A 19,060-nucleotide genomic window follows, 5' to 3' on the forward strand; every position below is an offset into this window, starting at 1 on the left:
TGGTTTATCAACTGATGAGTTGAAGATAGGCGAGCCGTGGCAGCCCGTCAAGGAGCTGCCGAAAGTAGGGGGTCGCCCCGGCCGTCCGGCAGCAGCGACAGCCACCCCGCGCTGCCTACCTTCACAGCCATGACACGGCTCCTCCTCGTGCTGGCGGCCCTCCTGCTGGCCACGGCCACCCCGGCGGACGCGGCTCCGCCCCGGGACATCGACAGCTACGTCCGCGCCTACCTGGACCACACCGGCCTGCCCGGCGTCACGGTCGCGGTCACCCACGGCCAGGACGTCGTCCGCGTCGCCGGGTACGGGCACGACGCCGCGGGCACACCTCTCACGGCGTCGACCCGGCTGCCGATCGCGTCGGTGAGCAAGTCCATGACGGCCTTCGCGGTCCTGCAGCTCGCCGAAGCGGGCCGGCTGGGGCTGGACGAGCCGGTGACGCGGTACCTGGCGGACTTCCGGCTCGCCGACCCGCGCGGCGCGAAGATCACCGTCCGGATGCTGCTGGACCAGACGTCCGGGATGGCCGACTCGGCGTTCCCCGATCTGGCGCTGCCGCAGCCGCACACCCTCGCCGAGGCCGTCACCCGGCTGAAGGACGCCGAACTCGCCGACGAGCCGGGCACGCGGTTCCACTACCACAACCCGAACTACGAGGTCGCCGCCCGGATCGTCGAGGTCGTCGCCGGACAGCCGTTCGACACCTACCTGCGGACGCGCCTGTTCCAGCCGCTCGGGATGACGTCGAGCACGACCGTGGACGAGCCGCCCGCGGACCTCTCACCGGGGTACGTGCGGGCGTTCGGGTTCGAGGTGCCGGTGACCGAACCGGATTGGTTCACCGGTGGCAGCCACGGCGTGGTGACCACCGCGCAGGACCTGGCGCGGTGGCTGATCGCGCAGCGTGACGGTGGCGGTGTCCTGTCGCCGTCCTCGGTCGCGCTCGCGCACACCCCGGCACCCGGGCGCGACTACGCCTTGGGCTGGCGTGCCGATCCGTCGGGACGGCTGTCCCACACCGGCGAGTGGTTCAGCCACACCGCCGCGCAGCTCCTGCTGCCGGACGGCTACGGCATCGCCGTGCTCGCCACCACCGGCATGGCGCTGGACAACGACGCGGACACGCTGGCGCAGGGCCTGGCCACCCTGGTCCAGGGCGGTACGCCGGAGCTCGCGCTGCCCGCCGGGGTGGTCGCGGACCGGGTGCTCGCCGGGCTGATCCTGCTTTCGGTGCTGCTCGCCGCCCTCGGCGTCGTCCACGCGCGCCGGTGGGCCGCGCGGCGGAAGAGCCCGTGGCGCGCGGGGCTCCGGCTGCTGCCCTGCCTGGTGCCCGGCGTGGTCCTGGTGCTGCTGCCGGACCTGATGGGGGCCGTCTTCGCCGGGCGGCGGGGCACGTTCGGGCAGATCCTGTACGTCTGGCCGGGCCTCGTCGGCTGGCTGGGTTCGGCGACGCTCTGCGCGTTAGTCGTGGCCGCCGCGCGGGTATGGGCTCTCGTGAGTGGCAGACAGCGGCCGGGACGGGAAGAATCGGTCCAAACGACAGGAGTGGTCGCGTGGGGCTCGGAAAGCGGATGAGGCGGGGCCTGAAGGTGGTGGCCGGTGCCGTCCTGCTGGTGGTCGGGGTGCTGCTGCTCGTGTTGCCCGGCCCCGGGCTGCTGCTGGTGCTGGCCGGGTTGCTGCTGCTCGCCTCGGAGTTCCCGGCGCTCGAACGGTACGTCGACCCGGTGCGCGACCGCGCGATGAAGGCGGCGGAAGACAGCGTGTCGTCGCCGCTGCGCATCGCCGGCTCGGTGCTGGCCGGGCTGGCGCTGCTGGCGGCGGGGATCGTCTGGGGCACGGTGAAGTCGCTGCCGTTCAGCGGCTGGAGCACCGGGTCGAGCCTGATCCTGTCGTCGGTGATCCTGTTCGCGCTGCTGGGCTGGAGCTACCGCCGGGTCAAGTCGCGCCGGGAAACCGGAACGAAGGCTTCGACCGATCGGTAGCCTCGGCGCCATGAGCGCCGGATTCCAGCGCGCCCGCCGTCCCGAGCAGATCGAGGCGCGCCGGCGGGCCATCCTCGCCGCCGCGAGGGAGCTGCTCGCCGAGCGCCCGGTCGCCGACATCAGCCTGCGGGAGCTCAGCTGCCGCGTCGGGCTGGCGAAGTCCAACGTGATCCGGTACTTCGACAGCCGCGAGGCGATCTTCCTGGAGATCCTCGACAGCGCGTGGACGGCTTGGCTCGGCGACCTCGAAGCCGCGCTCGGCGAACCGGGGCCGGCGGAGCCCGGCTTCGCGCGTGAGGAGCGGATCGCCGGGACGATCGCGGCGACGCTCACCGGGCAGCCGGTGCTGTGCGAGCTGCTGAGTTCGATGGCGCCGGTGCTGGAGCGCAACATCCCGGTGGAGTTCGCCCGCAGCTTCAAACGCCGGGCCGCCGCGAACACCGAGCGGCTGGGCGAGCTGGTGCGGATCCGGGTGCCGGAGCTGCCGGCGGAGGCGGCCCGGCACTTCGCCCGCGGGGTGGTGGTCCTGCTGTCGGGCTCGTGGCCCGCGGCCAACCCGACGGCGGCCGTGGCGGCGGCCGAGCCGGAGGAGCCGCCCGCGTTCGGGCTGGCGGAGGGACTCTCGAACCTGCTGGCCGGGCTGCTCGCGCGGCAGGGGTGAGGGCCGCCGACCGCGGCCGGAAGCCGCGGAATGGCCGCACCGGAGAACCCGATGCGGCCATTCCGGCGAATCGCTACTTGCCGCTGCTGTACAACGCGCTCACGTCCGCGTCGGACAGCGCCCGGTCGTAGACGTGGACCTGGTCGACCGCCCCGTTGAGGTAGTCGACCGGGCCGCCGCCGTACTTGCCGCGGCCGATCACCGTGTGGCCCGTCGATGCTTCGCCGAGGCAGACGCTCTTCGTCGCCGCCAATTGGCCGTCGACGTAGAGCTTCAGCGTGCCCGATGCCGCGTCGCGGACGCCGACGACGTGGTACCAGCGGTTCGGCTCCGGCGCGGTGGGCGCCAGGGCCCGCGTGCCCACGAAGCTCATCGCCAGCCGGTGGTCCGCGCCCGAGTACTGCAGGAAGAACGCGCTGTTGCTGTCGCCGTCCTGGCTCACGATCGTCTGGAAGCCGTCACCGACGGCGTTGAACTTCACCCACGCCGCCGCGCTGTAGCTGCCTTCGGTGTTCACCAGCGCGGCACCCGTGTCGGCGTACTGGCCCGACCCGTTCACCGCCAGCGCCGAGCCGTTCTTGCCCGCGGTCCAGGACGCGCCGCCGACGAGCGTGGCGTCGTGGCTGCCCACGACGTCCTCCGCCACCGTGCCGGTGTTCTCGTCGAAGGGGTACGCGGCGATGCCGTCGATCCCGGGCGTTCCGGCCGGCACCGAGGGACCGGACACGGGTGCGCCGGTGGCGCCCTTGATCACCGCGAGGTTCGCCGCGCGGACCGCCGCGAAGTCCATCTTCTTCACCTGCCGGTCGTAGGTGAAGAAGCCGTTGACCTCCTTCTCGACGTCGGTGGTCTGCGTGTAGACACCCGCGGACACCCCGCACCGCCGGGCGACCAGCAGCAGGCGCTGCTGGAGTTCGCCGTACCGCCGGGTCAGCGTCGCGCTGTCGGGCTCCATTTCGTAGGCGAAGCTGCCCGCCGCGTCGAACTCGTGCCCGGCGACCTTGAGGCCGAGGCCGCCGTACTCGCCGTCGACCGCCGCGCGCGGGCCGGTCTGCACCGGCGTGCCCGGGCCGGTGTAGGTGTGGTCGTCGTAGATGTCACCCTTGCCGCTGTCCGGTTCGGACCGGCAGCAGTTGACGCCGGACTCGGCGTTCACCAGCCGCGTCGGGTCCCAGGACTTGACGAGATCGGCGATGCGGCCGACTTCGTAGTCGCCCCAGCCTTCGTTGAACGGCACCCAGCTCACGATCGACGGGAAGCTGCGGTGCTGGTCGATCATCCGCTTCATCTCGGACTCGAAGTTGACCCGCGAAGCCGCGGACGGCTCGACGTCGTCCTTCATCGCCGGCATGTCCTGCCACACCATGAGGCCCAGCTTGTCGGCGTAGTAGTACCAGCGGTCCGGCTCGACCTTGATGTGCTTGCGCACCATGTTGAAGCCGAGCGTCTTCTCCTGCTCCAGGTCGAACTTCAGCGCGGCGTCGGTCGGTGCGGTGTAGATGCCGTCCGGCCAGAAGCCCTGGTCGAGCGGGCCGACCTGCATGACGAACTTGCCGTTGAGCAGCATCCGCTGCTTGCCGTCGGCGGTCTTGCCGAGGCCGATCGTGCGCAGCCCGAAGTACGAGCCGACCTCGTCGCCCGAGGGGACGAGCTTCACCCGCAGGTCGTAGAGGAACGGGTCGTCCGGGGACCACAGGTGCGGCCGGTCCACCTTGAGCTTCAACGGCTTGTTCGCGTCGCCCGTGACGCGCCCGACCGGGCGGCCGTGGTCGTAGGCCACCGCTTCGACGCGCTGCTTCACCGGCCCGCCGACGACGGCGTTCACCGTCACGGAACCGAGGTCCGGCGTGACGTCCAGGCGGTCGATGCGCGCGGCCGCCACCGGCTCCATCCAGACGGTCTGCCAGATGCCCGAAGACGGCGTGTAGAAGATGCCGTCACCGGGCTGGCGCTGCTTGCCGATCGGCTGACCGCCCTGGTCGTTCGGATCGGCGACGCCGACGATCAGCTCCTGGTCGCGTGCGGTGGTCAGTGCGTCGGTGACGTCGACCGAGAAGGCGTCGTAGCCACCGGTGTGGCGGCTGACGGTCTTGCCGTTGACGATGACCGTGGTGTCGTAGTCGACGGCCTGGAAGTGCAGCAGGATCCGCTGCCCCCGCCAGTCGCGCGGCAGCTGGAACGTCCGCCGGTACCACATGTTCGTCTCGTGGCGCATGATCCCGGACAGCGCGGACTCGACCGGGTACGGCACGAGAATGCGCTCTCCGAGGGACCGGCCGACGGGGGCGGCCTCGCCGGGCTTGGCCGACGAGAACTCCCAGACGCCGTTGAGGTTCTGCCACTTGTCACGGGTCAGCTGGGGCCGGGGGTAGTCGGGGAGGGCGTTGGCGGGGGAGACGTCCTTCGTCCACGGGGTGGACAGCGGCGGGGTGAGCCGTTGCCACTGCGGTGGGGACTCGGCGTGCGCGGCGGGGACCGCGAGTCCGGTGAGGACCAGTGCCAGCACGGCAGCCAGTCGGGCGGGGCGGAACATCGTTGAACCTCCTGGTAGGGGACAGGGGTCAGCGGGTACGGGAGCGCGCGAGCAGGCGCTGGATCACCACGACGACGAGCAGGAAGGCGCCGCTCACCACGGTCTGGTAGTTGGAGTCGAGGGTGCCGATCTGGTTGATGACGTTCTGGATCAGCGTGCGCAGCAGCACGCCGACGAGCGTGCCGATGATCGTCCCGGCGCCGCCGGTGAGCAGCGTGCCGCCGATGACGACGACGGAGATCGCGTCGAGTTCGGTGCCGACGCCGATCACCGTGACGCCGGACTGCAGGTACGCGGCGGTGAGGATGCCCGCGACGCCGGCGAGCGCGCCGCTGAGCGTGTAGAGGCTGATCTTGGTGCGGGCGACCGGAAGCCCCATCAGCAGCGCCGACTGCTCGGCGCCGCCGATGGCGAACACCGACTGGCCGAACCGCGTGCGGCGCAGCAGCAGCCCGCCGAGGGCGAACAGGACGAGCGTCAGGTAGACCGGGACGCCGATGCCGAAGACCGTGCCCTGGCCGAGCCAGAGGAACGCCGAGCCGGCGTCCACTTTGTACGTCGTCGCGCCCTCGGAGGTCAGGGCCAGCAGGAGCCCCCTGGCGAACAGCAGCGACGCCAGCGTCACGATGAACGGCGCCATCCCGGTGCGGGCGATGAGCAGGCCGTTGACGAACCCGATCAGCGAACACACCGCCAGCGGCAACAGGATCGCCACGACCAGCCCGTACTGCGCGCCGTACGCGGCGAGCACGCCACCGAGGGCGTAGTTCGAGCCGACCGAGAGGTCGATGCCGCCGGAGATGATCACGAACGTCATGCCGAGCGCGATCACCGCGAGGAACGAGCTCTGCAGCGCCAGGTCGCGCAGGTTGTCCGCGGATCCGAAGCGCGGGAAGGCGAACCACGCGGCGGCGATGCCGAGCACGAGCACGACGGCCGCGCCCTGCCGCTGCAGGACTCCGGCGAACGCGGCGTTGCGCGCGGCGGGTTCGGTGGTGGTGGCGGTCATCTGCTGCTCCGCTCGCGCGCGACGTAGACCGCGACGACGATGATGGCCGCCTGGACCATCTGCGCGGTCGAGTCCGGCAGGTTGTGCTTGATCAGGGTGGCGTGCACGAGCTGCATGAGCAGCGCGCCGAACACGGTGCCGAGCACGCGGACCCGGCCGCCGGTCAGCGGCGTGCCGCCGACGACGACCGCGGTGATCGCGGACAGCTCCATCAAGAGCCCGAGGTCGTTCGGGTCGCTGGCGCCCAGCCTCGACGTCGCCAGCACGCCGGCCACCGCGGCCAGTGCCCCCGAGATGACGTAGACGCCGACGAGCACGCGTTTCACCGGCAGCCCGGCCAGGGAGCTCGCCGCGCGGTTGCCGCCGACGGCGACCAGGTGCCGCCCGAACGTCGTGCGCTGCACGACCAGCCCGGCCAGCACGGACAGCACGCCCGCGACGATGACCATGACCGGGATGCCGAGGACGTCCCCGGTGCCCAGCTGCAGGAAGTCGCGGTTGTGCAGCTGGACGAGCTGGCCGTGGGCGATGACCAGGGCGAGCCCGCGGCCGCCGACCAGCAGCGCCAGCGTGGCGATGATCGGCTGGATGCCCAGGTAGGCCACCAGGTAGCCGCTGAACAGGCCGGACACGATCCCGGCGAGGACGGCCACGATGATCGCCGTCATCGGTCCCGCCCCCAGGTAGAGGGGGATGAGCGCGGCGGCGATCGACATCACCGAGCCGACCGAGAGGTCGATGCCCTCGGTGCCGATCACCAGCGCCATGCCGAGCGCGACGATGCAGACCGGCGCCGCCTGCACCAGCTGGGTGCGGAAGTTGGCCGCGGACAGGAAGTTCTCGGTGAACACCACGTTGAACAGCAGCAGCACGACGACGGCCAGGTAGACGCCGTAGTCCTGCAGCCACGCGGTGACCTTCGCGCGCTCAAGGGTGGCGGTGGACATCGTTGTCACCCTCCGCTGCGATGGCCGTCAGGACGTTTTCCTCGGTGATGCGGTCGCCGGTCAGCTCCCCGACGGCCGAGCCGTCGCGCAGCACGACCACGCGGTCGGAGCCGTCGATCAGTTCCTCCAGTTCGGACGAGATGAGCAGGACGCCCAGCCCTTCCTGCGCGAGTTCGTCGATCAGCGCCTGGACCTCGGCCTTGGCGCCGACGTCGATGCCGCGGGTCGGCTCGTCGAGCAGGAGGATCTTCGGGCCGGTGGCGAGCCAGCGGGCGAGGAGCACCTTCTGCTGGTTGCCGCCGGACAGCTCCGACACCTTCTGCTCGGGACTGGCGGCCTTGATCCGCAGGCGGTCCATGAAGATCTTGACGATCCGGTCCTGCCTGGCCCTGCTGACCAGGCCGAACGGCGAGAGGCCCGGCAGTGCGGCGAGCACGATGTTCTCGCGCACGGACAGGTTCGGGATGATGCCGTCGGTCTTGCGGTCCTCGGCCAGCAGCGCGATCCCGGCTCGCACGGCTTGGGCGATCTTGCCCCTCTTCAGCGGTTTCCCGGCCAGCAGCACGCTGCCGCCGTCGAGGGGGAACGCGCCGACGATGGCCCGGGCCGTCTCGCTGCGGCCGGAGCCGAGCAGGCCGGCCAAGCCGACGACCTCACCGGGCCGGATGCTCACCGAGACGTCGTGCAGCTTCCGCAGCCCGGAGAGGCCTTCGGCCTTGAGCAGCGGCTCGCGCTCGACCTCGTGCTCCTCGCCGAACGCCGTGACGCCCTCTTCGCGGATCTGGCGGATCTCGCGGCCGAGCATCAGCGACACGAGCTCGATGCGCGGCAGCGGCTTCAGCGGTCCGCTGTGGACGACCCGGCCGTCGCGCAGGACGGTGACGCTGTCACACACCCGGTACAGCTCGTCCATCCGGTGGCTGACGTAGACGATCGCGATGCCTTCGGCGTGCAGCCGGTTCAGCACTTCGAAGAGCGTCTCCACCTCGCGCGGCTCGAGCGACGACGTCGGCTCGTCCATGATGACGACCTTCGCGTCGGTCGAGACCGCGCGGGCGAGCGCGACCATCTGCTGCGCGCCGACGCCCAGGGTGTGCAGCGGGCGCTTGACATCGTCGTCGATGCCGTAGCCCTTGAGCAGCTCGCGGCTGTCGGCGTACATCCTGGACCAGTCCACCAGCCCGGTCTTCGTGCGCGGCTCGCGGCCGAGGAAGACGTTGCCGGCGATGCTCATCAGCGGGACGAGGTTGACCTCCTGGTAGATCGTGGAGATCCCGGCGCGCTGCGCGTCGATCGGCCGCTTGAACGTCACCGGCTCGCCGAGGTGGCGGACCTCGCCTTCGTCGGGCTGGTAGACGCCGGTGAGCACCTTGATCAGCGTGGACTTGCCGGCGCCGTTCTCGCCGACCAGCGCGTGCACCTCGCCCGGCCGCAGCGCGAAGCTGACGTCGTCGAGCGCGAGGGTGCCGGGGAACCGCTTGGTCACCCCGGCCACCTCGAGCACCGGTGCGGTCGTCATGGCGACGTCCTCGTCGGTGGCTGCCGTCATTTGTAGGAGTTCCCGACCTTCTGCGCGGCGTTGGTCTCGTCGTACTGGTCGTCGGTGATCACGATGCTCGCCGGGATCGGCTCGCCGCTCTCGAACTTCTGCAGCGTCTGGAAGGCCAGCGGGCCGAAGCGCGGGTTGGACTCGATCACGGCGTTGTAGCTGCCGTCGACGATGAGCTGCACGGCGTTGCGGGTGCCGTCGATGGAGACGATCTTGACGTCCTTGCCCGGGGTCTTGCCGGCCGTCTTGAGCGCGTTGACCGCGCCGACGCCCATTTCGTCGTTCTCGGCGTAGACGGCGGTGATGTCCGGGTGGCTCTGGATGAGCTGCTCCATCACGGCCTGGCCCTTGGAGCGGTCGAACTCGCCGGTCTGCTCGGCGACCACGGACAGGCCGGGCGTCTTCGCGAGCTCGTCCTTGAAGCCCTTGGTGCGGTCGGTGGTGACGTTGTTGCCGGACGAGCCGAGCAGGATCGCCACCTTGCCGGTGCCGCCGGTCGACTTCGCCATCGCCTGGGCGGCGCGCTTGCCCTGCTCGACGAAGTTGGAGCCGATGAAAGTCAGGTAGTCGGTGCACGGCTGCGACGTCACCTTGCGGTCGATGGTGACGACCGGGACCTTCTTGGCCTTCGCCGCGTCGAGGGCCGGCTGGAGGCCGTCGGAGTTCAGCGGCGCGACGACCAGCAGCTGGGCGCCGCGGTCGAGCATCGACTTGATGTCGCTGATCTGCCGGTTCAGGTCGTTCTGGGCGTTGGTGACCAGCAGCTTGTCGCTCGCGATGCCGAGCTTCGCGGCTTCGTCGCGGATGGACTGGGTCTCGGTGATCCGGAAGGGATTGGCCTCCTTTTCGGACTGTGAGAAACCGACCACCGCCGTCTTCAGGTCGACCTTGGGGTAACCGGTCTTGTCGAGCGTGCAGCCGTCGGCGGACGGCGCGGCGGACTGGGCGCTGGCGGCCGGCCCACCGCCGCTCGACGGGGCCGCGGGGGATTCTTCCCTGCTGGTGCAGGAGGTGAGGGTCAGCGCGGCGGCGGCCGCGGTGACCAGAACCAGTCGGGGACGGGAGGACAAGAGCACGGCGACTCCTCGGGCAGCGTCGTTGGTGGCCCGCTCGCCGGGGTGATCGGGGTCACCGCGGGAGCCTTGAGGTACTTTTTACATCGTTGGAACAACGTTGTAAACCGGCGGCCGCTCGCTACACTTCGTGCTCACTCTCTGAAGGGACCGCCTGTGACCGTGACGCTCAAGGACGTCGCCACGCTTGCCGGAGTTTCGGTGAAGACGGTGTCGAACGTCGTGAACGGCTACGCCTTCGTCAAGCCGGAGAACCGCCGGCGCGTCGAGGAAGCCCTGGCGGCGACCGGGTACCGGCCGAACGTCGGGGCCCGCAACCTCCGCCGCGGCCGCACCGGGTTCCTGGCGCTGATGGTGCCGGAGCTGTCGATCCCGTACTTCGGCGAGCTGGCCGGCCTGGTGATCACCGCGGCGCAGAAGCGCGGCTGGAGCGTCCTGATCGAACAGACACAGGGGACGCGGTCACGGGAGCGGGAGACGCTTTCGTCGCTGGGGCCCCACCTGGTCGACGGCGCCCTGGTGCACCCGGAAGCACTGGAGGCGCCGGACTTCCCGGCCGATCCGGGCGGAATCCCGCTGGTCATGCTGGGTGAGCACGCGGTGGACGTGCCGATCGACCACGTGGCGATCGACAACGTCCTGGCGGCGCGCACGGCGGTGTCGCACCTGGCCGCACTGGGCCGCAAGCGCATCGCGGCGATCGGGCGGAACCCGGAGCGCGGGACGTCGTCGCAGCGGCTGGCCGGGTACCGGTCGGCGCTCGCGGAGGCCGGTTTGTCCTATTCGGACGCTTTGGTGGCCCCGGCGGAGAAGTGGCACCGGTCGGTGGGCTCGGCGGCGATGAAGTCGTTGCTGGCGCTGCCTTCGCCGCCGGACGCGGTGTTCTGCTTCAACGACCTGCTGGCCGTCGGCGCGCTGCGTGCGGTGGCCGAGCTGGGGCTGCGGGTGCCGGAGGACGTGGCGATCGTGGGGTTCGACAACAACGAAGAGAGCGCATTCTCGCTGCCGTCGCTGACGACGATCGCGCCGGACAAGACGGCACTGGCCGAGGCGGCGGTGGACCTCGTGCACCGGCGGATCACGGGAGACAAGACGTCCCCGCCGCAGGACATCCAGACGCCGTTCGCGCTGGAGATCCGCGAAAGCACCCGCGGCCGCTGACCGGTCAGCGGGCCGGCCAGTGCCACGACGGACGGTCCAGCCGGCCCTGGCCGGCCACCTTCGTCTCGCCGTACTCCTTCTCCAGTTCGACCGTGCCCACGTCGGCCACCTCCGCGAGGGCGCGGATCAGGGGCTGGGCGTGGGACACCACCACGAGCTGAGTCTCCTTCGCCGCCGTCGCGATCAAAACCGCCAGCGCCGGGAGGAGGTCCGGGTGGAGGCTGGTCTCGGGCTCGTTCAGCACCAGCAGTTCCGGTGGGCGCGGGGTCAGCAGGGCCGCCACCCACAGCAGGAACCGCAGCGTGCCGTCCGACAGTTCCGCCGCCGACAGCGGCCGCAACAGGCCGTGCTGGCGGAACTCGACCGACAGCAGGCCGTCCTGGGAGCGCACCTCCAGGGCCGAGCCGGGGAACGCCGCGTCGACCGCTTCCGCGAGGTCCGCTTCGCGGCCCACCTCGATGATCGTCTGCAGGGCCGCCGCGAGGTCAGCGCCGTCGTGGGACAGCACCGGGGTGCGGGTGCCGACGCGGGACTGGCGGGCCGGGGAGTCCGCGTCCGTGCGGAAGTGGTCGTAGAACCGCCACGACCGGATGCGCTCCCGCAGCACCAGCAGCTCCGGACACGCCCGCGGATCCGCGAACTCGCTCAGCATGCTGTCCGTCAGCCGGATCTTGAACCGGTCGTCACCCCACGCCCCGGAAGAAACGCGCGTGCGCACCGACGGCCCCGCCCGGTCCGCCAGCAACGCCGCCGGCCGGAGGTACGGCCCCGACCACACCGCCTCCCGCTTGAACTCCGGGTCGAGGTTGAACAGCGTCCCTCTGCCCGGGACGGGCAGCCCCAAGTCCAGCGCGTAGCCGAACTCGTCGCCCGCGAAGCCGAGCCGCAGCCCGACGGCCTTCGTGTGCACCTTGCCCTGGACCCGCGTCGTCCCCCGTCGCACGCCGTTCTCCGGGCCGGCCCACAGCGTCGACGGCAGTCCGCCTTCTCGCGCCAGCGCCGCCACGGCGCCGTTGCGCGAGGCGTCCGCCAGCAGCCGCAGGGCCCGGTACAGGCTCGACTTGCCGCTGCCGTTCGGCCCGGTGACGACGGTCAGGCCGGACAGCGGCAGCACCAGGTCTCGCAGCGAGCGGTAGTTCTCGACGGCCAGCGTGGTGAGCATGTCCCGAACCTAGCGCTCCAAGGCCGCCTCGGGGCGCCAGGTTCGACGTTGCAGGCCCAGTGCGTGGCCGCTTCCGGGCCGCGATCATCGGGAGGCGACGGCGGCTCCGGGCACTCACGGAATCGCCCGGCGTTGGTGACCCGGCTTTCGTACCGGCTTGGGGCCGTTCGGCTCAGCCGACCGGATCCGCCAGGGGGATCTCGCCCTCGCCGAGCCAAGATCCGCGCCACGCGAGATCGCCCCTGGCCAGGGGTTTCCCGCAAGCGTCGCACTTCGCGCCCGGCCGGGTGAGCTGCCCGCAGCGGGTGTGGACCAGCGTCATCGGGCCCGGGCCGGCTTCCGATGCCGTGTGGGCGTCGCCCCACGCGCCGAGGGCGTGCAGCACCGGCAGGGCGTCCGAGCCGGCCTGGGTGAGGCGGTACTCGTGGCGGGTGCGGCCGCCGTCGCGGTAGGGCAGCTTCGTCAGCAGGCCGCGGTCGACGAGCTTGGCCAGCCGGGTGGTCAGCACGTTGTCGGCGATGCCGAGCTGGGTGCGGAAGTCCTCGAACCGGGTGGTGCCCGCGGTGGCGTTGCGCAGGATCAGCAGCGTCCACGGCTCGCCGAGGACGTCGGCGGCGCGGGCGATCGGGCAGGCGGCGTCCGCCCAGGTGATGCGACGGCTCATCGTGTGATCCCTTCGACCTGACTTGCTGGGAGCAAGTTTACCCCGTAGGGTCGGGGACAGCTAGCTTGCAACGAGCAAGTCAGGTGCGAGAGGAGTTCGTCATGGACATCACGGGTGCGGTGGCGCTGGTCACCGGAGCCAATCGGGGTCTCGGCCGTCGGTTCGCGGCGGCGCTGCTGGAGCGGGGCGCGGCCAAGGTCTACGCCGCGGCGCGGAATCCCGAGTCGATCGACCTGCCGGGGGTGGTCCCGCTGCGCCTCGACGTGACCGATCCGGAGTCCATCCGGGAAGCCGCTGCCGTTGCGGGCGACGTCACGCTGCTGGTGAACAACGCCGGTTCGTCGACCGGGGCGTCCTTGCTGGGCGGGTCCATCGAGGACATCCGGCTGGAGATGGACACGCACTACTTCGGCACGCTGGCCGTGACGCGCGAGTTCGCGCCGGTCCTCGAGCGCAACGGCGGTGGCGCGGTGCTCAACGTGCTGTCGGTGCTTTCCTGGTTCACCGCCCCGCAGGTGGCGGCGTACTCCGCGGCGAAGTCCGCGGCCTGGTCGCTGACCAACGCGCTGCGCCAGGAACTGTCGCCCCAGAAGACGCAGGTGACGGCGCTGCACGTCGGGTACATGGACACCGACATGGCCAAGCACGTCGACGGCCCGAAGATCGACCCGGCGGTCGTGGCGGGGCTCGCTTTGGACGGCGTCGAGGAAGGCCGTTTCGAGGTGCTCGCCGACGACGTCAGCCGGAACGTGCGGGCCGGGCTCTCCGGTGATCTCGCCGGGCTGTACCCCGCACTGGTTTCCTGAAGGCGTTTTCCGGACCCCGGAATACGGCGGTGCCTGCCGCGGGCGTATGAATAGGCGGGTGGCGGAACACGTCGAAGCCGGAATGGGCCGAACGAGAAACCGCTGGGGCGAAGGCGAACGGTTGCGCGGCGAGATCCTGGCCGCGGCCGGCCGGTTGCTCGCCGAGCTCGGCGGCGAGGACGGGCTGACGATCCGCGGCGTCGCCCGGGCCGTCGGCATCGCCCCGGCGAGCATCTACCAGCATTTCTCCGATCGTGCGGAATTGGTCCGCGGATTGCTCGACCACGAATACGCTCGGCTGCGGGATTCGATGCGCGCGGCGGAGGAGTCACTCGGCGAAACCGACGTCGTCGGCCGGGTCCGGGCGCAGATTCACGCGTACTGCGTGTTCGCCATGGAGAATCCGGGCCATTATCGCCTGATGCTGGCCAACGGAGCCTCGCGGCCGGACCCGGACGCCCGCGCGGAGGGCCCGCTGCTGGACGTGATCGACCGGCTGGCCGCGGGCTTCGAGCGCTGCGTCGAGGCCGGTCACCCGCTGCGGGTGACCCCGGGCCGCGCGGCGGCGGTCGTGTTCGTGGGCGCGCACGGGCGGGTGGCGTTGTTCCACAGCGTGCTCAACCGGACGGGGGCGGAGCTGGTGGAGCCGTTCGTGGACGAGCTGGTGTCGCTGGTCTTCGCATGATCGCCTTTCGCATGAGGACGCAGGTGGTCTCGTAGCGGCGGATCGAGCCGTCGGGAGCTTCTTCGTCCCAGAGCGGTGCCGATCCCGCACGACTGCAGCGCCGGGTGCACGGCCAGCTGCCCGATGGTGCCCGCCCCGGCTGCCTTCCGGTAGTCGATCAGTCCTTTGCCGACGGGCAGCCCGGACCGCGCCGCGCACGCGACGAGGTAGTCGGCGTCGTCCCGGCGGAGCTCCCGGGCCACGTGTTCGAGGTGCAGCCGGGAGCCCGACCAGCCGCATTCGGGCAGGTCGGCTTCGGTGAGGTCGCGGATGACCAGCGGGACCACGATTTCGGAGCGCACGGAGGCCACGGTATCGAGTTCACCAGGCCTGCGGCTGCTCCACCGAGAGCGCGTGCTCAGGCCGTCTCGCCGAAAACCATGCGGTGACCGCGGGCGGTGTCCATGTACTCGCGGACGCGGTGGATGAGCCCGTCGCGGAGTTCGAAGACGAAGCAGTAGTCGTTGGCGTAGTGGTTGCCGTTGGCCAGGGTGGCGGTCATCGTTTCTTCCACGATGACGCGCTCGCCGTCCGCGTGGAACCCGGTGAACGTCACCGTGACGTCGCTGACGAAGAAGCGGGGGAAGTCCTCGGCGAGGAACTGCACGATCGCCTGCCGGCCGACGAGGTGCGAGGAGCCGCCCAGGGCGAGCGCGGTGGCGTTGCCCGGCGGCGCCAGCCATTCGGCGTCCTCGGTGAAGACGGCGGAAATCCGGTCCGCGTCATGCGTGGCGAAGGCTTTCCAGGCGTTCTCGACGATGTCGCGGCTCGGCATGCCCGCGACCCTAACCGGGCGCGGGTGGCGCGGGCTGGCAGATATGCGACGTGATCACAACGCCCGCTGGGCCGCGTCCAGGTTCTCCGCCAGCCACGCCGAGACGAATCGCTCCCGGTCGGCGTTCGTGTCCTTCCGCGGCACCATCTCCACCAGCATGATCAAGCCCAGGTACACCCGGTACAACGTCAGCCGCCGGCGAGCCGGTGCGTCGAAGCGGGCCCGGCCGTAGCCCTCCAGCAGGGGTGCGTCCAGGTCGTGGAGCAGCGTCAGCGAAACGAACTCCGCCACCGGGTCGCCCCAGAACGCTCGCTCGGCGTCGATGATGCCCGACACCCGGTCACCGTCGAGCAGGATGTTGCCCTTCCACAGGTCGAAGTGGACCAGCACCGGCGTCGTGACCAGCTCCAGCAGCGGCTCGTGGCGGCGGACGAGGTGGGCGATCTCCGCCGCCGGGCGGGGGAGGTGCACGCCGTACCGGACGGCGTCCGCGAGCACCGCGTCCACCATCGCCGCGAACGCCGCCGGCCACGTCGGGTGCAGCGGGTCCTGGGGGTAGCCGAACCCGTCGCCGGTCACTTCGTGCAGGCCGGCCACGATCGCGCCCAGTTCGGTGCGCAGGTGCGGGCCGGCGCCGGGCACCTGCGACCACGGGACGCCCGGCACCTCCGTCATCAGCAGGAACCCCGGCCCGGCGCCCACCACCGACGGCACCGGGCCCGGAACCCGGCGGTAGTACTCCGCTTCCGTCGCGAGCAGGTCGTGTTCGTAGGTCAGACCGGGGGCCGTCGGCGCGATCTTGAGGACCAGCCGCCGTCCGTCCGCCAGCCGCAACCGGACGGCGCGGTTGTACGTTCCGCCGCCGAGGTCCTCGGCCGACACCACCGAAGCCGGGTCGATGCCCGATGCCGTCAGTTCCCCTTCCACCCGGCCGAGTCTTCCAGCTTTTCCGCCGCGTCGGCCAGGTCCTCCGGGGTCGGGGCGTCGTCCTGGGCCAGGCTGCGCCGCCAGTAGCCGGTGAACTCGATGACGCTCTTGGCCCAGCCGCGCTCGCCGACGAGGTGGCGGCGCAACGCCCGGACCGTCGAAGCCTCGCCGGCCAGCCACGCCGCCACCGAACCGGCGGGGAGCTTCGCGGTGCGCACGGCTTCGACCAGCTTGCTGCCGTGCCCGGCGCCGTCCCGGTGCAGCCAGTGCACCTCGCCGGGCAGCGGCTGCTCCTCCGCCGCGTCCGCGACCTCGACGAACACCACCGCGTTGTCCACTTCGGACAGAATCGAAGCCATGGCGGGGATCGCCGTCTCGTCGCCCGCGCACAGCAGCGTGTCCGCTGTGGACAGTGGGCGGCGGTAGGCCGCGTCCGGGCCGTAGCGGCCGAGGACGTCACCCGGCGCGGCTCGGAGCGCCCACGCCGTGGCCGGTCCCGCCGGACCGGGGTGCAGCACGAAGTCGACGTCGATCGCCGCCCGGCCCGGATCGCGCCCGCGCACGGTGTAGCTGCGCATCACCGGGCGCTCGTCCTCGGGGATCGCCAGGTACGCCTGGTACCAGCGCATGACGTCGTCGTCGGCCGACGGCAGCCGCACCGGGCGGCCCGGTGGCGGGAACAGGAGCTTGAGCTGCTGGTCCGGCCACGGCTCGAGCTCGCCGAGGCCGTCGCCGGTAAACGTGACGCGCACGGTGCGCGGGGTCACGGGCCGCACCGCCGTCACTTCGAGCAGACCGGTGGGCTTCACGGCTTCCCCAGGTATTCGCGCAGGTGCCGGGCGGTGAGGGTGGAGGCGTCGGTCACGAGCGCGGCCGGTGTGCCTTCGAAGACGACCCGGCCGCCGTCGTGGCCGGCGCCGGGGCCGAGGTCGATCAGCCAGTCGGCGTGGGCCATCACGGCCTGGTGGTGCTCGATGACGATCACCGTGTTGCCCGCGTCGACGATCCGGTCGAGCAGCGCGAGCAGCTGGTCGACGTCGGCGAGGTGCAGCCCGGTCGTCGGCTCGTCGAGGATGTACGTCGAGCCCTTCTCCGCCATCCGGATCGCCAGCTTGAGCCGCTGCCGCTCGCCGCCGGAAAGCGTGGTCAGCGGCTGCCCGAGCGTCAGGTAGCCGAGGCCGACGTCGGCGAGCCGGTCGAGGACCGTCCGGGCGTTGCCGGTGGAGAAGAACTCCCGGGCTTCGGCGACGGACATCGCCAGGACCTCGCTGATGTTCTTGCCGCGCAGTTCGAAGGTGAGCACCTTGGGCGTGAACCGCTTGCCCTCGCACTCTTCGCAGACCGACGCGACGCCGGCCATCATCGCCAGGTCCGTGTAGATCACGCCGAGGCCCTTGCACCTCGGGCAGGCGCCCTCGGAGTTGGCGCTGAACAGGCTCGCCTTGACGCCGTTGGCCTTGGCGAACGCCGTCCGGATCGGGTCGAGCAGGCCGGTGTAGGTCGCCGGGTTGGAGCGCCGGGACCCGCGGATCGCCGACTGGTCGACCACGACGACGCCGTCGCGGTTCGCCAAGGAGCCGTGGATCAGCGACGACTTCCCGGACCCGGCCACCCCGGTGACCACGGTCAGCACGCCGAGCGGGACGTCGACGCTGACGTCACGCAGGTTGTGCAGCTTCGCGCCGGTGATCGAGACGTGCCCCGCCGGAGTGCGGGGTTGCGCGCGCAGCGTGACCCGGTGGTCGAGGTGGCGGCCGGTGAGGGTGCCGGACGCGCGCAGGCCGTCGACGCTGCCGGTGTAGCAGAGCCGCCCGCCCGCGGTGCCCGCGCCGGGGCCGAGGTCGACGACGTGGTCGGCGATCCGGATGGTTTCCGGCTTGTGCTCGACGACCAGGATCGTGTTCCCCTTGTCCCGCAGGCAGAGCAGCAGGTTGTTCATCCGCTCGATGTCGTGCGGGTGCAGCCCGACGGTCGGCTCGTCGAAGACGTAGGTGACGTCGGTGAGGCTGGACCCGAGGTGGCGCACCATCTTCACGCGCTGCGCCTCGCCGCCCGAGAGCGTCGCGGACTCGCGGTCGAGGGAGAGGTAGCCGAGGCCGATCTCGACGAGCGAGTCGAGGGTGTCGCGCAGGTTGCCCAGCAGCGGCCGGATCGACGGCGCGTCGAGGCTCCAGACGAACTCGGCGAGGTCGCTGATCTGCATCGCGGCGCAGTCGGCGATGTTCCGGCCCTCGATCTTGGCCGACAGCGCGGCCTGGTTGAGCCGGGCGCCACCGCACTCGCCGCAGGTCTTGAACGTGGCGGCCTTCTCGACGAACGCACGCAGGTGCGACTGCAGCGTCTCGGTGTCCTTCTGCAGGTAGAGCCGCTTGACCTTCACCGCGAGGCCTTCGTAGGTGAGGTTCTGCTTGCCGACCTTCACCTTGCACGGACCCTTGTGCAGCAGGTCGTCGAGCTGCTCGGGCGTGAAGTCGCGGATCCTGGCGTCCGGGTCGAAGAAGCCGGAAGACGCGTAGATCTGCACGTACCAGTTGTCCGGCGTCCAGCCGGGGACGAGCACCGCGCCTTCGTTGAGCGAGCGGTCGAAGTCGAGCAGGGCGTGGACGTCGAGGTCGGACACCCGGCCGAGCCCTTCGCAGGCCGGGCACATGCCCTCGGGCAGGTTGAAGCTGAACGCGCCGGACGTGCCGACGTGGGGTTCGCCGAGCCGCGAGAAAGCGATCCGCAGCATCGCGTAGGCGTCGGTCGCGGTGCCGACCGTGGAGCGCGAGTTGGCCCCCATCCGCTCCTGGTCGACGACGATGGCCGCGCTCAGGTTCTCCAGCAGGTCGACGTCCGGGCGGGACAGGCTCGGCATGAAGGACTGGAGGAAGGCGCTGTAGGTCTCGTTGATCAGCCGCTGGGACTCGGCCGCGATGGTGCCGAAGACCAGGGACGACTTGCCGGAGCCGGAGACGCCGGTGAACACCGTGAGCCGGCGCTTCGGGATGTCGAGGTCGATGCCGGTCAGGTTGTTCTCCCGGGCTCCCCGGACCTCGATCACGTCGTGGGTGTCGGCGGCCCGCCTGGGTGAGGTCATACCGTCCT

General features: G+C 71.0%; 17 protein-coding genes. 6 read left to right on the top strand and 11 right to left on the bottom strand.

Going from position 1 to position 19,060, the window contains the following annotated elements; translation table 11 throughout:
- Nucleotides 1-129: 129 nt before the first annotated feature.
- From QRY02_RS44330 to QRY02_RS44340, 3 genes are read left to right on the top strand one after another with little or no spacing between them, the layout of a single operon-like run.
- Nucleotides 130-1,575 (top strand): serine hydrolase domain-containing protein, encoded by a 1,446-nt coding sequence (locus QRY02_RS44330; protein WP_285988657.1) that lies wholly within the window; start codon nucleotides 130-132, stop codon nucleotides 1,573-1,575.
- Nucleotides 1,554-1,982 (top strand): PGPGW domain-containing protein, encoded by a 429-nt coding sequence (locus tag QRY02_RS44335; RefSeq protein WP_285988658.1) that lies wholly within the window; start codon nucleotides 1,554-1,556, stop codon nucleotides 1,980-1,982. Before QRY02_RS44330 ends, QRY02_RS44335 begins: the two co-directional genes overlap by 22 nt.
- A 10-nt stretch (nucleotides 1,983-1,992) precedes the next feature.
- Nucleotides 1,993-2,643 carry a TetR family transcriptional regulator gene (locus QRY02_RS44340; protein ID WP_285988659.1) on the top strand — a complete coding sequence of 217 codons (651 nt, stop codon included), beginning with the start codon at nucleotides 1,993-1,995 and terminating at the stop codon, nucleotides 2,641-2,643.
- A gap of 73 nt (nucleotides 2,644-2,716) precedes the next feature.
- Here QRY02_RS44340 and QRY02_RS44345 read toward each other — a convergent pair whose 3' ends face one another.
- The 5 genes from QRY02_RS44345 to QRY02_RS44365 are packed head-to-tail and all read right to left on the bottom strand — an operon-like array spanning nucleotide 2,717 to nucleotide 9,757.
- Nucleotides 2,717-5,176, bottom strand: a complete 2,460-nt coding sequence (locus tag QRY02_RS44345; protein WP_285988660.1) for a LamG-like jellyroll fold domain-containing protein — start codon at nucleotides 5,174-5,176, stop codon at nucleotides 2,717-2,719.
- A gap of 28 nt (nucleotides 5,177-5,204) precedes the next feature.
- Entirely contained in the window at nucleotides 5,205-6,185 is a 981-nt protein-coding gene (locus QRY02_RS44350; protein WP_285988661.1) for an ABC transporter permease, read from the bottom strand.
- Nucleotides 6,182-7,132: an ABC transporter permease gene (locus tag QRY02_RS44355; RefSeq protein ID WP_285988662.1), complete on the bottom strand. Its 951-nt coding sequence runs from the start codon at nucleotides 7,130-7,132 to the stop codon at nucleotides 6,182-6,184. Before QRY02_RS44355 ends, QRY02_RS44350 begins: the two co-directional genes overlap by 4 nt.
- Nucleotides 7,113-8,681, bottom strand: coding sequence for a sugar ABC transporter ATP-binding protein (locus QRY02_RS44360; protein ID WP_285988663.1), 1,569 nt, complete (start codon nucleotides 8,679-8,681; stop codon nucleotides 7,113-7,115). Before QRY02_RS44360 ends, QRY02_RS44355 begins: the two co-directional genes overlap by 20 nt.
- Entirely contained in the window at nucleotides 8,678-9,757 is a 1,080-nt protein-coding gene (locus tag QRY02_RS44365) for an ABC transporter substrate-binding protein (protein WP_285988664.1), read from the bottom strand. The genes QRY02_RS44360 and QRY02_RS44365 overlap by 4 nt, the downstream gene beginning before the upstream one ends.
- 153 nt (nucleotides 9,758-9,910) lie before the next feature.
- Between QRY02_RS44365 and QRY02_RS44370 the strand changes: the two genes are divergently transcribed.
- Nucleotides 9,911-10,915, top strand: a complete 1,005-nt coding sequence (locus QRY02_RS44370) for a LacI family DNA-binding transcriptional regulator (RefSeq protein WP_285988665.1) — start codon at nucleotides 9,911-9,913, stop codon at nucleotides 10,913-10,915.
- 4 nt (nucleotides 10,916-10,919) lie between these two features.
- Here the strand turns inward: QRY02_RS44370 and QRY02_RS44375 are convergent, their stop codons facing one another.
- Nucleotides 10,920-12,077, bottom strand: a complete 1,158-nt coding sequence (locus tag QRY02_RS44375) for an AAA family ATPase (RefSeq protein WP_285988666.1) — start codon at nucleotides 12,075-12,077, stop codon at nucleotides 10,920-10,922.
- Nucleotides 12,078-12,249: 172 nt separating this feature from the next.
- Nucleotides 12,250-12,741, bottom strand: a complete 492-nt coding sequence (locus tag QRY02_RS44380) for a winged helix-turn-helix transcriptional regulator (protein WP_285988667.1) — start codon at nucleotides 12,739-12,741, stop codon at nucleotides 12,250-12,252.
- Between the two features lie 101 nt (nucleotides 12,742-12,842).
- Here QRY02_RS44380 and QRY02_RS44385 point away from each other — a divergent pair, with 101 nt between their 5' ends.
- Together QRY02_RS44385 and QRY02_RS44390 are read left to right on the top strand one after the other, a co-directional pair.
- Nucleotides 12,843-13,547: an SDR family oxidoreductase gene (locus QRY02_RS44385; RefSeq protein ID WP_285988668.1), complete on the top strand. Its 705-nt coding sequence runs from the start codon at nucleotides 12,843-12,845 to the stop codon at nucleotides 13,545-13,547.
- 82 nt (nucleotides 13,548-13,629) lie between these two features.
- Entirely contained in the window at nucleotides 13,630-14,232 is a 603-nt protein-coding gene (locus QRY02_RS44390; protein ID WP_285988669.1) for a TetR/AcrR family transcriptional regulator, read from the top strand.
- A gap of 397 nt (nucleotides 14,233-14,629) precedes the next feature.
- Here the strand turns inward: QRY02_RS44390 and QRY02_RS44395 are convergent, their stop codons facing one another.
- Genes QRY02_RS44395 through QRY02_RS44410 form a run of 4 tightly spaced genes read right to left on the bottom strand, consistent with a single transcriptional unit; the run spans nucleotide 14,630 to nucleotide 19,052 of the window.
- On the bottom strand, nucleotides 14,630-15,046 hold the full coding sequence (locus QRY02_RS44395; protein ID WP_285988670.1) for a nuclear transport factor 2 family protein: 417 nt from the start codon (nucleotides 15,044-15,046) through the stop codon (nucleotides 14,630-14,632).
- Between the two features lie 54 nt (nucleotides 15,047-15,100).
- Entirely contained in the window at nucleotides 15,101-15,973 is an 873-nt protein-coding gene (locus QRY02_RS44400; RefSeq protein WP_285988671.1) for a phosphotransferase family protein, read from the bottom strand.
- Nucleotides 15,958-16,782, bottom strand: coding sequence for a siderophore-interacting protein (locus QRY02_RS44405; RefSeq protein WP_285988672.1), 825 nt, complete (start codon nucleotides 16,780-16,782; stop codon nucleotides 15,958-15,960). Before QRY02_RS44405 ends, QRY02_RS44400 begins: the two co-directional genes overlap by 16 nt.
- Nucleotides 16,779-19,052, bottom strand: coding sequence for an ATP-binding cassette domain-containing protein (locus QRY02_RS44410; protein ID WP_285988673.1), 2,274 nt, complete (start codon nucleotides 19,050-19,052; stop codon nucleotides 16,779-16,781). The genes QRY02_RS44405 and QRY02_RS44410 overlap by 4 nt, the downstream gene beginning before the upstream one ends.
- Between the last annotated feature and the right edge of the window lie 8 nt (nucleotides 19,053-19,060).

This window comes from Amycolatopsis sp. DG1A-15b (assembly GCF_030285645.1).
Classification (GTDB): Bacteria; Actinomycetota; Actinomycetes; order Mycobacteriales; family Pseudonocardiaceae; genus Amycolatopsis.

Bases quoted from the DNA above. Each gene is read 5' to 3' on its own strand.
- QRY02_RS44330 (WP_285988657.1), top strand. From the start codon at position 130: ATGACACGGCTCCTCCTCGTGCTGGCGGCCCTCCTGCTGGCCACGGCC.
- QRY02_RS44340 (WP_285988659.1), top strand. From the start codon at position 1,993: ATGAGCGCCGGATTCCAGCGCGCCCGCCGTCCCGAGCAGATCGAGGCG.
- QRY02_RS44345 (WP_285988660.1), bottom strand. From the start codon at position 5,176: ATGTTCCGCCCCGCCCGACTGGCTGCCGTGCTGGCACTGGTCCTCACC.
- QRY02_RS44350 (WP_285988661.1), bottom strand. From the start codon at position 6,185: ATGACCGCCACCACCACCGAACCCGCCGCGCGCAACGCCGCGTTCGCC.
- QRY02_RS44355 (WP_285988662.1), bottom strand. From the start codon at position 7,132: ATGTCCACCGCCACCCTTGAGCGCGCGAAGGTCACCGCGTGGCTGCAG.
- QRY02_RS44360 (WP_285988663.1), bottom strand. From the start codon at position 8,681: ATGACGGCAGCCACCGACGAGGACGTCGCCATGACGACCGCACCGGTG.
- QRY02_RS44375 (WP_285988666.1), bottom strand. From the start codon at position 12,077: ATGCTCACCACGCTGGCCGTCGAGAACTACCGCTCGCTGCGAGACCTG.
- QRY02_RS44380 (WP_285988667.1), bottom strand. From the start codon at position 12,741: ATGAGCCGTCGCATCACCTGGGCGGACGCCGCCTGCCCGATCGCCCGC.
- QRY02_RS44385 (WP_285988668.1), top strand. From the start codon at position 12,843: ATGGACATCACGGGTGCGGTGGCGCTGGTCACCGGAGCCAATCGGGGT.
- QRY02_RS44390 (WP_285988669.1), top strand. From the start codon at position 13,630: ATGGGCCGAACGAGAAACCGCTGGGGCGAAGGCGAACGGTTGCGCGGC.
- QRY02_RS44395 (WP_285988670.1), bottom strand. From the start codon at position 15,046: ATGCCGAGCCGCGACATCGTCGAGAACGCCTGGAAAGCCTTCGCCACG.
- QRY02_RS44410 (WP_285988673.1), bottom strand. From the start codon at position 19,052: ATGACCTCACCCAGGCGGGCCGCCGACACCCACGACGTGATCGAGGTC.